This window comes from Spirosoma litoris, from assembly GCF_054776755.1.
The window spans coordinates 107,059-122,648 of record NZ_BAAHBI010000031.1; the positions used below are offsets into that span (position 1 = coordinate 107,059).

Sequence of the window (15,590 nt, forward strand, 5' to 3'; positions counted from 1 at the left end):
GTTGACCCAGGTAAATTAGGTTAATGAGGTGGCAAGAATTAGAAAAATTATATTTTAGATATTCATGGCAACCCATCAAACGACGATCATTGATATAGCGCGTGCTTTAGGGATTTCTAAATCGACAGTGTCCCGCGCACTGACAGGACACCCGAATGTGAATGAGAAAACCCGCCAGCGCATACTGGATATGGCAGCCCAGGTAGATTACCAGCGAAATCAGTTGGCCATTTCGCTACTGACGAACCGGACAGGGACTGTGGGAATTATCGTGCCGGAATTCATCAGCTTTTTCTTTCCTAAAGTGATTATTGGCGCACAGGAAGAACTGGCCCAATCGGGTTACAATGTGGTCATTTGCCACTCGAATGAGTCGTACGAGACGGAAGTAACGAATGCGAAAGCCTTACTGGCCAGCCGTGTCGATGGGTTAATCGTGTCGCACACGAAGGAAACCCGCAATTTCGACCACTTCAAGATTTTTCAGCGGAAAGGCATTCCGGTCGTGTTTTTCAACCGGGTTTGCGAAGACATGAATGTATCGAACGTAACGGTCGATGATTATAACGGGGCTTTTCTGGCAGTTGAGCATCTGATTAAAATCGGGAGACGGCGCATTGCGCATCTGGCTGGCCCCGACACACTGACAAACAGCCGCAATCGGCTCAACGGATACCGCGATGCCTTAACCAAGTATGGCATTCCCGTCGATCCTGAACTGATTATTTCCTACGATCTGAATCTGGATAAGGCCAACATCTACGTAAATCATTTGCTCAATCTGCCCAATCCGCCCGATGCGTTGTTTGCCATAAATGATCCCACCGCGCTCGAAGCCCTGAGTGTTGCCAAACGTCGGGGTATTCGTGTGCCGGATGATCTGGCGCTTATCGGGTTTAGCGACGACCCAATTTCGGCTTTAATTGAACCTGGCCTGACCACCATTTCTCAGCCCGTTACTGAATTGGGACAGCAGGCAGCTCAGGTTTTGGTGCGACAGTTGTCGGCCAAAGAAGACGAGTTTCAACCCGAACGAATCGTGCTACCGACCAATCTGATTATTCGCGGATCAACCGTAAAGTGACGTATATTTTGTATGACCCCTTCAGGGTCAAATGTTTATAGTAGATAGCCTTTCTATAAACATTTGACCCTGAAGGGGTCATACTAGGTAGTAAATACTTTAAGGTAAATTTGCTTGATTGTTTAAGAAGCTCACCTGGATTAAGTTAACTGCCTGCCAACAATCTTTCTTTTGTGGTTCTGCCCCCAATGAATCATAGCATCAATTACTTCCTTAAGTGTTCCTGCATAATCGGTTGACGAATACTCAACGGTAACAGGTTTTGTATTGCAAACCTGCCTGCTAACTAATTGATTAAGTTCAAGTTCGTGTAATTCTTTGGATAATATCCTGGGCGAAATGCCTGATGCCCTGGCCAGCTCCCCAAAGCGCTTGGTTCCTTCATTAATCAGGATAGAAAGAATTAACAATTTCCACTTTCCATTTACAACATACAACGTGTCCTGAATAGCTGAATGCACGTTTTGACAGGCTACCTCCGATTTGTCGTTCATATACTATCCTTCATGTAACTAGTTACCTTTCTGTAATTAGTAACAAATATACTCTGGTAACGATCCACTTTTGCAGCCTAATTCAACTCGTTCAAAAATGGAAAAATTCGAAAATAAGGTGGTCGTCATCACTGGAGGCAATAGCGGTATTGGTTATGCAACCGCAAAGGAATTTAAATCGCAGGGGGCTACCGTTGTCATAACCGGAAAAAGGGAAACCGCCCTGGATAAAGCGTCGAAAGAACTTGGCGTACAGGGAATACTTACAGATCAGTCAAATTTGCAGCATATTGATAAGCTAGTGGCGGGTGTAAACGATTCGTTCGGTAACGTAGATGTTTTATTTATCAACGCTGGTGTAGCTTTCTTTGCGCCGATTGAATTTACGTCAGAAGAACAATTTGACACCATGGTAAATGTCAATTTTAAAGGAAGCTTTTTTACGCTTCAAAAATTCCTGCCAATTCTGAACGACGGCGCTTCGGTTGTCTTTTTAGCCTCTGGCAATACCGCCCTGGCTATGGAGAGTAGCTCTGTTTATTCGGCGAGTAAGTCCGCAATGAGCCATTTGGCAAAAATCGCAGCAAAGGAACTCGCTCCAAGAAAGATCAGGGTGAATACGGTCAATCCCGGACCAACTGAAACGGAAATGCAAAGTAAGTTCGGCATGGATGAAGCGACATTAAGCGGAATGAAAACGCAGATCATCAGTCAGGTACCCCTGCGGAAAATGGGTGTACCCGAGGATGTAGCAAAAATGGTAGTCTACCTTTCGGATAATACAGTATCCTCGTTTATTACGGGTGGAGAGTTTTTTATTGATGGTGGTATGGCATTGTAAGTAAACCGGATCAATAAAAACATGACAACAAAGACAAAAAATAGCATCGGCTGGGTATTGAGCGGACTAATTGGCTTGATGCTTAGCGCATCAGCAGTTGACAAAATTGTAGGCAGCGGCCATGCCCTACAGATGAGCGCCTTATTTGGATTATCAGCCAGGACATATTCCCTGCTGGGAATCATTGAGATCCTGTCGGTTGTCCTGTTTCTATATCCCAGAACAGGGATTTTGGGAACACTACTGCTTTCATCTTATTTAGGTGGTGCCATTGCCACTCATTTACAACACCAACAGGATATTGCTTTCCCGGCGGCCATAGAGGTTGTTGTTTGGATAACAGCCCTTATTCGTTTTTCAGAATTAGGTAGACGGTTGATAATCAATTCCGCTGCAAACGATTGAGTAGTTAACTAGAGGCATTGGCCATCCGTAAACGCTGTAGGGCTGCGATGACTCTGCGGAGTTTACGGATGGCCAATGCCCCTTCCCGGACTCTTTTCTAACGCTAGCCATAATCGCCGAGCGTACAAATCCTAAAAATCAGTGGGCTATTATCAAACGCATAGGGAGTAAGAGTTTAAGAAAGGGCGCTTTTAGTTTCGTGTTTAGTGAAACGAACTAAAATCCATGACAACCCGGATTGCTTTCCTTTTGTGTTCCGTCATTAGCTTAACAGAAGTCCTTGCGCAGCCTAACCCCGCCCGACCTGATTTATGCCAGGGAGCCTACTTTACCGAAGCCGAGGGCGCTCAGGCGTTAAAGACGTTTGCCAGTACGTATCACGACAAGGCCAGTTGGGAAACCCGCGCGGCACTCATCCGAAAAGGTATTCGCGAGGGGATGAAGTTACCTGAGAAACCCAAGTTTGCCCCACTCCAGCCTATCCGGCATAGTCTCAGGAAAATGAACGGCTATACGGTTGAGAATGTGGCCTTTGAGAGTTTGCCGGGTTTTTTCGTAACAGGTAATTTATATCGACCACTGAATGCAACGGGAAAAGCCCCCGGTATTCTTTGTCCACATGGTCACGGTGCGAATCAGGACAACCGCCTGATGGAGTACACCCAGCAACGATGCGCTACGCTAGCCCGCATGGGTGCGGTTGTGTTTGCCTACGATATGATCGGCTACGGCGATTCCAAACAATCGGACCATAAACTTCCCGAAGCCCTGAAACTGCAAACCCTGAACGGAATGCGTTCATTGGATTTTCTGACCAGTTTACCCGATGTCGATAAAGAACGAATTGCGATGTCGGGTGAATCGGGTGGGGGGACCCAGACATTCGTGCTGACCGCTCTCGACCCTCGTATAAAAGTCTCGGTACCGGTTGTGATGGTGTCTGCTCATTTTTTTGGAGGCTGCACCTGCGAAAGCGGGATGCCGATTCATAAGCGGCCAACGCACCAGACCAGCAACGTCGAAATTGCCGCTCTGGCAGCTCCCCGACCGATGTTGATGGTTTCGGACGGTAAAGATTGGACCAAAAATACGCCCAATGTGGAGTATCCCTATGTTCAGAACATCTACAGCTATTACGGGGCGAAAGACAAGATTGAAAATGTCCATTTAGCAACCGAAGGCCATGATTACGGACCCAACAAGCGGATGGCTGCCTACCGATTCCTGGCGAAATACCTGAAGCTGGATTTGAACCGTGTTCAGAAAGATGGTCAGATCGACGAGATGCCGAATACAGTCTTACCTGCTTCAGATTTACAAGTTTTTACTGCTGAACACCCGCGTCCAGCTCGCGCCGTTGTGGGCGACGATGCTGTAATGGCGCTTCTTAACTAATAATTCACTTAAACCCTGGCTACTGCCTGAACTCTTAATTCGCATGGAACTATTCAATATTAACCGTCGCCGTTTTATACAAGGCACCACGGCTTCACTAGCGCTTACGGCCTTTGGGGCCAGAGGTTTGGATCTGATGCACCCGCCTAAAGCGTATCGTGTTGCCTTGATCGGTACGGGCTGGTATGGTAAAAGTGATTTACTTCGCCTGATTCAGGTAGCTCCTGTAGAGGTTGTCGCGCTATGCGATGTTGACAAAAATATGCTGGCAGGTGCGGCCAAACTGGTTAGTCAGCGGCAGAAATCGGGTCAGACTCCCAAACTATATGGTGATTACAAAAAAATGCTGGCCGAAAACCAGTTGGACATTGTCCTGATCGGAACTCCCGACCACTGGCACGCGCTTCAAATGATTGACTGCGTAAAAGCCGGTGCGCACGTATATGTACAGAAGCCCATCAGCGTAGACGTAATGGAAGGCGAAGCCATGGTAGCGGCTGCCCGGAAATATAATAAGGTTGTGCAGGTGGGTACGCAACGCAAAAGCACCCCGCACCTGATACGGGCCAAAAAAGAGATTGTTGATGCGGGATTGCTAGGCAAAATATCACATGTTGAAATGTCCTGCGATCTGCACATGCGCGCCAATGGCAATCCACCCGTGCAGGCCGTTCCCGATTTCCTGGATTACAATATGTGGACTGGCCCCGCGCCATTGCGTCCGTATGATGGCTTGCCCCACGTGCGTTGGTGGCGGACTTTCAAAGAGTATGGCAATGGCATTACAGGCGATATGTGCGTGCACATGCTCGATACCGTTCGCTGGATGCTGAATCTGGGCTGGCCAAAGCGGATCACGTCGCACGGTGGTATTTACGTTCAGAAAGAAGGTAAATCGAATATTTCCGACACGCAATCGGCTCTGTTTGAATACGATGAACTGAACTGCGTATGGCATCACAAAACCTGGGGGACTGCCAACAACCCGGATTATCCCTGGTCGTTTACGCTCTACGGCGAAAAAGGAACTCTATGGGGCAGTACGATGCAATGTGACTTCATCCCAGACGGAAAGGGTGAGAAAATACACCTGGATGTTGTCTATGAAAAAGAGAAATATCCAGAAGATGTTACGGAAGATACCAATCCAAAAATTGAGTTGAATGCGGCTCCAGCCACCCGCCTGCACATGCTTAACTTCCTGGATGCCATCGAGAAAAGCAGCCGTCCCGTTGCTGATATTGAACAAGGACATATATCAACCGCTAGCTGTATTTTGGCTAACATGTCAATGGAAACGGGCCGTCCAATGGTCTATGACCCCGTAAAACGGGAAGTCGTTGGTGACAAAGAAGCGACCAAAATGCTGGCCAGAGAGTATCGTAGTGGCTACGTACACCCTGATCCGAAGAAGGTGTAGGCAATTAACTCTAGTAACAACAGAAGGGCCATTTCACTGAAATGGCCCTTCTGTTGTTACTGACCTGTCTCTCGCCAAAGTCGACGCTCAATTGGAAAGGGTTCTGTTTTTATAACCTGTATTTCAGTATAACGAGGATGAAATGGATGGATCAGGTAGTTCAGAGACATGGGCACTGCCACCGACGGGATGCCTATCACGAGTGTGTCAGGTTTGATCAACCAATCGCGTAGTATCCACTGGGTTTGTTCATAACTTTCAGTATTCCAATAATCGGGTAAGTCCTCGATTTGGTAAATCTTTATATCGTCTGGGACTTCCAGGGTGAAGAGAAACAGAGCTGGAAGCTTTTCATAACGAATACTGGGTTGATGAACCAGCGATTCAATCAGGGCGAGCGAGGGTGACGAAGTTGTGTAAAGCAAAGGGTAACCTTTGGGATTCCAGCGTCCGCCAAATAAACGCGCTCCTTCTGTCGCCAGTGGTTCGTGGATATATTTTGCCTTAACGGTACGGTACACGGTTAGCATAAAGTTCTCAGCCGTGTTTTAGCCAACAATACCGTGTTCGATTCGACCTAGCACATCGTCAACCAAGCCAAAGCCCGTTGTGGTGTCTAAAAGATAGATAGGTGGCTGATTGTTCAATTCCCTAATCGGATTTCGAAGCCAGGAGGCTAGTGTTTCAGCATCGCCATCAAACACATCTAAACCATGCTTCAATAGATTGGTAAGCAGCAAAAGACGTTCCGACGAGTCACGGGCCAGCCGAGCATCTTCTTTGAGTCGATGCATATTTCGCTCCGACATGTTTAAAATGGGCGCCATTTCCTTATCAGTCAGGCCTACCAAAGCCGCTACCTGATCAGCTTCAGACCGAAGTAATCCCTGCCGAGATTTTTCGATGACTGTATAAGGTGGATAAGCTGTCATTGCGTTTTGAGTTATTAATACGTGTGCCATAGTGACTGACATATTGCATTTGGATAACTGTAATATGGTAAAATAAGTTGAATTGCTACGCAATAAAATCCAGATAATTATCTGGATTTACTACTGACAGAGAAGCCGTTGGATAAGCGGTTTGAAAACCCTTGGGAAAACGAACGCGATTTGTATGCCATTTCATTTCAAAAGCGCTTAGCTGACCATTGGTTTCCTCCAGCCAATCAAGTTCCTGCTGATCATAGGTGCGCCAGAAATAGGGAATTGCCTGACTTCGTAGATAATCGTTTCGTTTAAGACGTTCCGAAATCAGATAATTTTCCCATAGGGCACCTATATCGTTTCGTTGATCGGGCAGGCTAAAGTTGTTAATCAACGCGTTCCGAATGCCATTGTCGAAGAAATACCACTTTGATGATTTCGTGACTTCCTTCCGTAGGTTATTACTGTAGCCACCTAATCGAAAGAGGATAAATACTTTTGTGAACAGGTCAAGATAGCGCACTACTGTATTCCGGTCAATCTGTAATTGTCGGCTTAATTCATCCGTAGATACCTCGCTACCTGTTTGGTAGGCTACTAATTGGAGTAACTGAAGCATTTTATGGGCATTTCGTACCTGCTCAAACAAGAGAATATCTTTCAGTAAATACGACGATACCATACCCTTTAAATAATCGATTCGATCGTTGGCATTTTCCATCTGTACGACATCGGGGTAACTACCGAAAATAAGCCGGTCAGTCAGTCGGTCGCGGGTTTGTAAGTAAGTTTCTGTAGCTGACAATTCAAGTTGGGCCAATGGATAAAGCGTATGGGTGAGTTGACGACCTACCAATGGTTCTCCTGCCCGATTCGCTAAGTCGAAAGCAGACGACCCAGTCGCAACTATGGTCAGATTAGGAAAGGAGTCGATTAGGAGTTTCAACGAGCGGCCAACTTCTGGAATGACCTGAGCTTCATCAATAAGCAGCAATTGGGTATCTCTTAGCCAGCGTTTATAGCTTGCAACACGCCGGTCGTTGAGTAAATCGGCCGTACTCAGATCATCTCCGTTAAGTAGCAGCTTGGTACCATCGAATGAGTCGGCCAGCTGATTCATCAATACCGTTTTGCCAACTCGCCTTGCACCGACTAACAAAATAACTTTGTTTGATCTAAGCTGAGTTGCTATAGTCGGCTGGATACTTCGTTTAACGAGTGATTTCATTAATTGGGTGAGTTTATTCAGTGAATTAACGTTAATTCACTGAATAAACTCACCCAATTTTCATTTTTTGTAAAAAGCTACCCTAAACTCACCAGCTCTTTCAACTCCTTATCACTCAAATCACCCAGCCAGGTTTCGCCGGTTTTGACGCTGAGGTCAGCTAGTTCTTTTTTGCTCCGAATCATAGCGTCGATTTTTTCTTCGAGGGTGCCCTGGTTCATGAGCCGATACACCAATACGTTTTTAGTTTGGCCGATACGGAACGCCCGGTCGGTGGCTTGCGCTTCGACCGCCGGATTCCACCACAGATCATAGTGAATGACGTGGTTCGCCTGCGTCAGGTTCAGGCCGGTACCGCCCGCTTTCAGCGACAGAATAAACGTGTGATCGCTCCGGTTCTTCTGGAACTGTTCGACCATCTGATCGCGGTCAGGTCGGGAGGTGCCGCCGTGTAGAAAGAGGGGTTGTTGACCGAAAGCCTGTTGGATAAATTGAGACAACAACTCACCCATTTCTTTGTATTGGGTGAAAATCAGGACTTTCTCGTGGTTAGCGTAAATTGTTTCGAGAAGGCTCAACAGTAATGTAGCTTTTCCGGAAAGCGCTGGGGAAGGCCCGCCGTCCTTGCTGTTGCTTTTCTTCAGATATTGCTGCGGGTGATTGCCGATTTGCTTGAGAGCCGTCATGAGTTTGAGCACCAGACCTCGGCGGGCAATACCGTCTTTCTCTTCGATAGCCCGTAAACTCTCCTGCACAACACTTTGATATAGAGCCGCTTGTTCAGTAGTAAGCGCACAGAATTGATTGTTTTCGATTTTATCGGGCAGATCGCTAATAATGCTGCGGTCTGTCTTCACGCGACGGAGCAGAAAAGGGCTGGTGATGCGCCGGAATTGGTCGAGTTTCTGGTGGTCGCGCTCCTGCTGGATGGGTTTGCCAAACTCCTCGTTAAACTTACTCAAACCACCCAGATAGCCCTTATTCACGAAGTCCATGATACTCCAGAACTCTGATAAGCGATTCTCGACGGGCGTACCACTGAGCGCAATTCGGATGGGTGCTTTCAGGGCTTTCACCGCTTTAGTTTGCTCGGTATCAGCGTTCTTGATATTCTGCGCTTCATCAATGACAACTACGGCCCAGGTTGTTTTCTTGATCTTGTCCAGATCGCTCCGAATGACCCCGTAGGTTGTCAGCAGTAAATCGTATGTAGAGTCGGTAGTTGGGAGTTTCCGGTTTGATCCGTGATAAATATGGGCCTGTAAGTCAGGAGCAAACCGGGCGATCTCTTTTTGCCAGTTCGTAAGTAGAGTTGTTGGTAGAACAACCAGCCCTTTCTGCTTCTTAAACTTCCCTTCCTGTTTGAATTTGAGGAGTAAGGCGATGATTTGCAGGGTTTTCCCTAATCCCATGTCATCGGCCAGCAAGCTACCCATGCCAAGCGCCGTATTCTTGACAAGCCAATCATATCCCCGATGCTGATAGGGACGGAGGGTTGCGTTCAGGGAATTGGGCAGGGGCTGAGCGGCACTTTCGGTGAACTGTTTGACCAGTTTCCGGACTTCGGGCGTAATACCCAGACGACCTCCTCGGTATTCCTCCGACAAAGCTGCTTTGAGTAGATCGGAGCCGGTTAACTCGGGCGGATTTTCGAGTTGTTTGTAGAGCTTGGTCAGTTCATTCGGGTCAATCAATACGTATTGGTCTTTGATTTTGACCAATCCTGTTGTACGGCCTACCAGTTTCTGGAATTCATTGACACTCACCATCTCATCGCCCAAGGCAACCTGCCAATCGAACGTGAGCATATCGTCAAGGCGCATGAAGGCATCGTCGGCTGTGACTTTCGCCTTCAATCGAGCACCTACCTGCGGACGAACCCAATGTTGGAGGGACTTCGGTAACCAGAGTGAAATGCCTAATAACTGCATTCGGGGCAACGTATCGAGCAGAACCTGGACAAATTCAGAAGGTGAGTAGGAGAGGTAAGCCCCGCCACCCAGCCGGGTCAATTTGGTTAAATCCGGGAAATGGCGGGAAAGCACCAGCAAATCCTGCAAAACCGCCATTCGGATGGCCGCATGTTTCTTTTTGGATAACAGATCGGGCAACGGTATCGGAGCTGATGGCGTGCCGCCGGTATCGGTAGCTTCTCGGTCTCGAACAAGTAGACTCATCCTAAATTCGTCACCCCACTCGTTCTCTTCTACAGCTAAAATAGGCACGAAACGCTTGTGCGTCAGGAAGAAATCGTTCAGCCATAGCTGCATGGCCAGGGGCATTTCTTTTCGGCCAAATCCTTCGAAACGCAAGGTTTCGATACCAAAAAAGAGCCGATCAGCATCTTCAAGCGGCCAGCGTTCCCATAGCTCAATGGTGGTTGGTTTGATAGCTTTGCGCAGAAACATCGAGCAAAGCGTCAACACCAGTTGCTCATCGGCTAGTGCTAGCCATTCTTTCTGCCAGCGTACCGTTAAGAGCGTTGGTGGAATTTGTGTGGCTAACCGATCGGTTACCTGTTTGATGGCTTCGTTGAGTGTTGCCGGAATCCAACGGACACGGTAGTGTTCTTCGGCAGGGCCTACACGTAGCAATTGGGGGACAATGGCTCCCCTACGGAGCAGAGCCGCTGTGAATTGATGAGTCAGGTACAAAGCACGAACCGAGTCGCTCATTTCGGGCCAGTCGGCTTCGGTAAGCGTATCCAGCCAGCTAATTAGGTCGCTAAAGGTAAATCCACTGATCGATCGGGGGTCACCATGCTCGCTGAACATGCTTATTTTCTTCACCGACATCACTTCATCGAGTTGTAACTCGATGCTATCGCTGAAGCTGGGGTGTTCCTCCTGATCGAAAGGCTTTATATCGGAAATTGGCTTGCTGAACAGTTTATACGCTTTGGTCAGCGATTTGTGGAAATCGCCTTTGGCAAATGTAACATCCGTTGACAGTAAGCCTAATAATTGCTCTGACAGGGCCGGGATGGCAGAAAAATCCAGACTGGCGCGAGCTTTTTCGTCAGGGTGCCAGTCTTCGTCGTCGGGAAGCTCGTCGGTGCAGATTTCTTTGAAGGAATAAACAACGCCCATGCTCCCGCCAAGCGTGGTGGTCTGATCTTTCTGAAGTTCTTCCAGAATATCCAGCCCTTTTAGTTGGAAAACCAGGAAAGGATTTCGGTCAATTTCGTTGGCGATGACATAAATAACAGCCGCTAAATGCTTACAGGGAATGGCAAAGTCAGGGCAGGAGCAACCCATCGTCAAATCCTGAAACGATTTCGGAAATAGTTTGATACCCCGCTTGTTGGCAAATTCGGTTAATTCCTGAGGAAGTTGCCGATTCAAAAGCTGCGCCAGTATAGCCGGATTCTCACGAATTTCGGTGAGTAGCCAGTCTTTTTCCTGATTGGTAAAAAGGGGGACCGATAATTTGGTCTTATACGGCCGGGGGGCTGTTCCTTTAATCGAGGCACTAATCTGATTGTTGGAAATTAGTAGCCCCATTACTGCACCCTGATTGGCGTAGGTTTTTCCGCGTGGAATGCGGTTTGCCATGTCGATGCTTGTCAGGGCGTTTAGCCACTGCTGGCCCCACCATGTTTTGCCGTAGGTGATGCGTTCTGCCATATATCAAAAACTCTTAATCCAGGTAACAGTAATTAAGGATTAACAATTCTATAACGGGTTTACTCACGGCACAAGTATTGATTGAAAGCCGTCCGTTCATCCACAAAAATCGTAAATCGGTTAACTTTCCTTTGAATACCATAAGGCCCAATGAAGGTAATCGGTTCAGTGAAAACGAATAAAAGATTCGGAGTCGTCAGGAAGGCTCCGTTGAGAGAGCCGGTTTGTTTGGTAGGTTTATCGTGAATGAACGATACTGCTGCGATGGCCGATTTGGGAATTGTGGCTCTCCAGCGTATACCTAAACGAATATAAAAATGACTATCAGTAAGGTAAGAAGGGCGTTTAACAGTTGCTATCATATCCGCAACAAAAAAGAGCATTCCATAGCCACTTAGGGCTGTTATCCAGAACGCAGCCGTCGGACTCCAGCGATTTATTAGCAAGTGGACTGCTACACCTTCAATCACGCCAATTAACAGTATGCTTACGGTTAGCGCTAGTTGCCCTGATTGCTGGTGCGTTGTCAGTATTTTAGCGCCTTCGGGCGCATCGATTTTAAGCCGCCAGCCGAATAGCACATAATATAGGATAATCCCTTCACCAAAAATAAACGCAGAAGCACGCTCACCGAAAACTGTTGCCAGACTATTCTGAAGAGCTGTTTCCCAATCGGTTGTTGGACGTAAGCGCCGGTACGTTTGCACAATAGTACGGATTCGTAATCCAGCGATTACCAGAACCGCTCCTTCACTGAAAACTAACAGAAAAGGCCAGAATTGGTTGAATGAATGAGAGCCTTGGGGTAAAATGAATAGGGCTATACGGAGCATGAGCAAGGCTACCCATAGAAGCCGATTAGAAGCCAACCGAAGCGGTTTTGCCACGAGCCAGTAAAATAGGCCCGTTGTTATGAACACTACATCAAACGTTATACCTAAGGATAGGGCTATGGGATATTTACTAAAGATGGCCTTCTGTGCGATAACTGATTCCACACAAATCAGTAGCGATGTCAGTAGTATAAAGATTATAACTCGAGGAGCAATAAGGTTGCGGAGAGAAATCATTTTATGACTGGAAACAAAACGTTAGTGATCTGGTAAGGCTATCTTAACGGGAATCTATCAAAACTAGTCATTTCTCATTACTGCATAATTGGACAACGACTTTAGGAGAAAGGATTTTAATTATAAAAGGATTAATAATCGGCGTAAAACGGTCATTCTCGCCAAGTTATCGGTTAAAAAGTCAATATTTTTTACTTACTTTTACTTACCTCCCTATCACCCATTAAACCCGTTATTAATATGGTTCTAGACGTTTCCGCTGCTAGTACTCCGCTTGGTCGTGGTATCAAACATATTGGTATAGGTAAGTATGGTAGTAAGCCACTCACCCCTGATTTATTAGCCGAATGCCGGGTCGCGCTAACCGATCCCGCTTCTCATCCCTTACAACGGGGCGCTTTTCTGGGCGCTTTATTGGCAAAAGGAATGACGCCCGAAGAGCGAACGCTGGAAGAGGTACTAGGAAAGGGGGCATTCTCGCATCCAACCTTTTTTATCAACAAACTCTGCCCCGATCTGCCGGAAGGTTTGTTACCTATTGCTACAAAACTGGTTCGAGGGGCTACCCTTCAGGTTTCAGAAGCCGAGCAATTGGGCGATTATTTATTTAGTGATGGTCAATGCGAAACCTTTCGGGGACTTGCCGCTAGTATCATGCGGGTTCGGCACGAGACCAATGAGGAATATCAGGGGTTGATGCGGTCCGCTGAACGAACTTTTTCGCCCGGCTTCGGGTCGATGAGTTGCGCCGACCGCCCCCTTGTCCAATTGGCAGAGCCCTTCGATGGTGTGGAGAATAGCTACCTGATTACGCCTTTGCTGGCGCAGCTATTTCAGAGACGAGGCTATGGCTCTATTTCATTGGTTGGCCGTTCGGGTGGGCCTAAGTTTACGCTCAATGCGCTTGATTTATACATGAATCTGGGTTGTCAGTTTCTGCAAAGCAATCACGAACTCGACACACCGCTGGAATCGTACGGCTGGGTACTTGATCAGAAAGCCCTGTCGCCCGCGCTCAATCGCTGGGTCGATCGTCGCCATATTATTCTGAAACGCCCTTTTCTGGCAACGCTCGAAAAAGTGTTGAATCCCTGTCACGCCCAAATTCTGGTTACGTCGGTATTTCATATTACTTATCAGATGAAAATGGCTGAACTAGCCATGCTAGCCGGTTTCGATGGCGTGATCGTTTTAAAACGCGGTTTGGAAGGGAGTCTTGCCCCGTCAACCAGCCGGTCGAGCGGTATCTTGTGCGCCGTTCGGACCCCTCGCGGCCATTTGCTTTTTCAGCATTTTGAAGGTGATTCGGGAGCCTACGCTACGTTCCGCACCGAAACCGAAACTGTTTACGAGCAACCGCAGGCACTGGACAACGCCCGACTCATTCGTCAGTTTATGACCGAAGGGAAAACCGCCAATGCTGATTTTGATAACCGGGTTCGATTTGCCAACGCGCTCTATGGTCGGGGCCTAGACTGGATCGAAGGCCAGTTGCGATAAGGTTTTTATGCTCGCTACTTAGCCAATCCCGCCCGCCAGGTTAGTACCTTGGCTTTTAAATCGTTCACCAGTTTAGCGTTTTGACTGGCTACATCCGTTTGTTCGGAGGGGTCGTTGCCCAGGTTATAGAGTTCGGCACCGGAGCCGTCGGCGTTGACCAGCAGTTTCCAGTTGCCTTCTCGCACAGCCAGATTCGGGCTTTTGTCACGACCTTCCGGATAACGAAACGATTCGTTATTACGGCCATATTCCCAGAAAAGGGGCCTTTTTCGACTAGCTGGTTTTCCTAATAGTACTGCTGCCACATTCTCGCCGTCGCCCTGGCTCCCCTTTTTACCTGCCAGACTCAGTAGTGTAGGCCGTAAGTCAATTGCACTGATGACAGACTGGTTATCAATGCTTCCTTTGGGAGTTCGGGCTGGATAGCGAACAATGAAAGGCATTCGAATGCCACCTTCGTAAAGTGAGAGCTTGCTACCCCGGAATTCGCCTGACCGTTTCCCCTGAAAAGTTGGCAGCGCACCGTTGTCGCTCGTGAACATAACAAGCGTATTGTCGTCGATGCCCAAGGCTTTCAAACCCGCCATCAACCGACCGATCTGCACGTCGAGATCGGCCAGCACGGCGTTGAATTCGCGCGGTTTTTCGGTTCCTTTGGGAAACTCGTTAAGAGTTGCTTCATCAGGAACCCAGGGCGTATGAACATCGTCGGGCCAGAGGTTGATGTAACAGGGTTTGCCGGGATTACGCTTTAGGAAATCGAGTGTTTTATCAACAAAGTAGGCTGTACGGTTCCAGCGTTTCACACTATCCGATTTAGCCCAAATCCAATTGGTCGATGTGAGTAATGGATCTGGATCGGGGCTTTCCCAGGTGCTGGCGTATTCATCGAAACCGTATTGCCGGATGCCGGGCGCATTGTCGACATCGCGTCCGCCCCCCATATGCCATTTACCAAAATGAGCTGTAGTATAACCTGCCGTTTTGAGTTCCCGCGCTACCGATGGCGCCGAAGGGTCCAGAAAATCGGCTTGTTCGCAAGTGCGGTTGTGTTTTCGCTCGGCCAGAAACGAAGTGATGCGCCATTTGCCGGGTACATTGCCTGTCAGAAGACCCACTCTTGAGGGTGAGCAGATCGGGGCCGCGCTATAATAGTTGGTGAATTTAATACCCTCGGCTGCCAGCCGGTCGATGTTGGGCGTAGGCGGCAATTGGCTGGCTGAGTTGTTTGGACGATAACAACCTACATCAGCCGAACCCATATCGTCGATTAGAATCAGAATGATATTGGGCGGACGGTTCGTTTGCTTCTGCGTCGTCGTTGGTCTTGAAGGTCCAAAGCTACTAAACAGCAGCACTATGCCGATTATCGGAAGTACCAGTCGAATAGTCATAATAAAGCGAAATAAGCGGTTGGATATAGTGTCCTACTAATCCAAGCGCGAAACTAGTTAAGGTTGTTTACACTCGATATGGGTATTCGATAAGAATAATCGCTTAGAGTGCGCAGTCTTTGAGGTTTAACCACACCCGTTTTTTTGACTGTTGCGCCGTACCTTTGTTCTTGCTTGATAGGTGATAGGCGTGCCACAGTTCTAAAC

General features: G+C 47.8%; 13 protein-coding genes. 6 read left to right on the forward strand and 7 right to left on the reverse strand.

Annotated elements, in window-relative coordinates; genetic code table 11:
* The first annotated feature begins 64 nt into the window (after positions 1-64).
* Positions 65-1,084 (forward strand): LacI family DNA-binding transcriptional regulator, encoded by a 1,020-nt coding sequence (locus tag ACYVGR_RS18145; RefSeq protein ID WP_460959196.1) that lies wholly within the window; start codon positions 65-67, stop codon positions 1,082-1,084.
* Between the two features lie 140 nt (positions 1,085-1,224).
* On the opposite strand, the gene ACYVGR_RS18150 is transcribed toward ACYVGR_RS18145, so the two are convergent.
* Positions 1,225-1,578 carry a winged helix-turn-helix transcriptional regulator gene (locus ACYVGR_RS18150; protein WP_460959198.1) on the reverse strand — a complete coding sequence of 118 codons (354 nt, stop codon included), beginning with the start codon at positions 1,576-1,578 and terminating at the stop codon, positions 1,225-1,227.
* Positions 1,579-1,675: 97 nt separating this feature from the next.
* On the opposite strand from ACYVGR_RS18150, the gene ACYVGR_RS18155 reads away from it, so the two are divergent.
* The 4 genes from ACYVGR_RS18155 to ACYVGR_RS18170 all read left to right on the forward strand — a co-directional run bounded on the left by ACYVGR_RS18155 (position 1,676) and on the right by ACYVGR_RS18170 (position 5,639).
* A complete protein-coding gene (locus ACYVGR_RS18155) occupies positions 1,676-2,419 on the forward strand; it encodes an SDR family oxidoreductase (protein ID WP_460959200.1) in 744 nt (247 codons plus the stop codon).
* Between the two features lie 21 nt (positions 2,420-2,440).
* Positions 2,441-2,824 (forward strand): DoxX family protein, encoded by a 384-nt coding sequence (locus tag ACYVGR_RS18160; protein ID WP_460959202.1) that lies wholly within the window; start codon positions 2,441-2,443, stop codon positions 2,822-2,824.
* Between the two features lie 225 nt (positions 2,825-3,049).
* Positions 3,050-4,219 (forward strand): alpha/beta hydrolase family protein, encoded by a 1,170-nt coding sequence (locus ACYVGR_RS18165; RefSeq protein ID WP_460959204.1) that lies wholly within the window; start codon positions 3,050-3,052, stop codon positions 4,217-4,219.
* A 43-nt stretch (positions 4,220-4,262) separates the two neighbouring features.
* Complete coding sequence (locus tag ACYVGR_RS18170) at positions 4,263-5,639, forward strand: Gfo/Idh/MocA family protein (RefSeq protein WP_460959206.1); 1,377 nt, start codon at positions 4,263-4,265, stop codon at positions 5,637-5,639.
* 56 nt (positions 5,640-5,695) lie between these two features.
* On the opposite strand, the gene ACYVGR_RS18175 is transcribed toward ACYVGR_RS18170, so the two are convergent.
* The 5 genes from ACYVGR_RS18175 to ACYVGR_RS18195 all read right to left on the reverse strand — a co-directional run bounded on the left by ACYVGR_RS18175 (position 5,696) and on the right by ACYVGR_RS18195 (position 12,417).
* Complete coding sequence (locus ACYVGR_RS18175; RefSeq protein WP_460959208.1) at positions 5,696-6,169, reverse strand: RES family NAD+ phosphorylase; 474 nt, start codon at positions 6,167-6,169, stop codon at positions 5,696-5,698.
* A gap of 18 nt (positions 6,170-6,187) precedes the next feature.
* The gene (parS, locus tag ACYVGR_RS18180) at positions 6,188-6,571 is read right to left on the reverse strand and encodes a type II RES/Xre toxin-antitoxin system antitoxin (protein WP_460959210.1); all 384 of its coding nucleotides are present in this window, start codon (positions 6,569-6,571) and stop codon (positions 6,188-6,190) included.
* An 85-nt stretch (positions 6,572-6,656) separates the two neighbouring features.
* Positions 6,657-7,793: an ATP-binding protein gene (locus ACYVGR_RS18185; RefSeq protein WP_460959212.1), complete on the reverse strand. Its 1,137-nt coding sequence runs from the start codon at positions 7,791-7,793 to the stop codon at positions 6,657-6,659.
* A gap of 77 nt (positions 7,794-7,870) precedes the next feature.
* Entirely contained in the window at positions 7,871-11,419 is a 3,549-nt protein-coding gene (locus tag ACYVGR_RS18190) for an SNF2-related protein (RefSeq protein ID WP_460959214.1), read from the reverse strand.
* A gap of 59 nt (positions 11,420-11,478) precedes the next feature.
* Complete coding sequence (locus tag ACYVGR_RS18195; protein WP_460959216.1) at positions 11,479-12,417, reverse strand: hypothetical protein; 939 nt, start codon at positions 12,415-12,417, stop codon at positions 11,479-11,481.
* A gap of 312 nt (positions 12,418-12,729) precedes the next feature.
* Between ACYVGR_RS18195 and ACYVGR_RS18200 the strand changes: the two genes are divergently transcribed.
* Complete coding sequence (locus ACYVGR_RS18200; protein ID WP_460959218.1) at positions 12,730-13,989, forward strand: anthranilate phosphoribosyltransferase; 1,260 nt, start codon at positions 12,730-12,732, stop codon at positions 13,987-13,989.
* Between the two features lie 14 nt (positions 13,990-14,003).
* Here the strand turns inward: ACYVGR_RS18200 and ACYVGR_RS18205 are convergent, their stop codons facing one another.
* Positions 14,004-15,383 carry a sulfatase-like hydrolase/transferase gene (locus ACYVGR_RS18205; protein ID WP_460959220.1) on the reverse strand — a complete coding sequence of 460 codons (1,380 nt, stop codon included), beginning with the start codon at positions 15,381-15,383 and terminating at the stop codon, positions 14,004-14,006.
* Positions 15,384-15,590 lie beyond the last annotated feature (207 nt).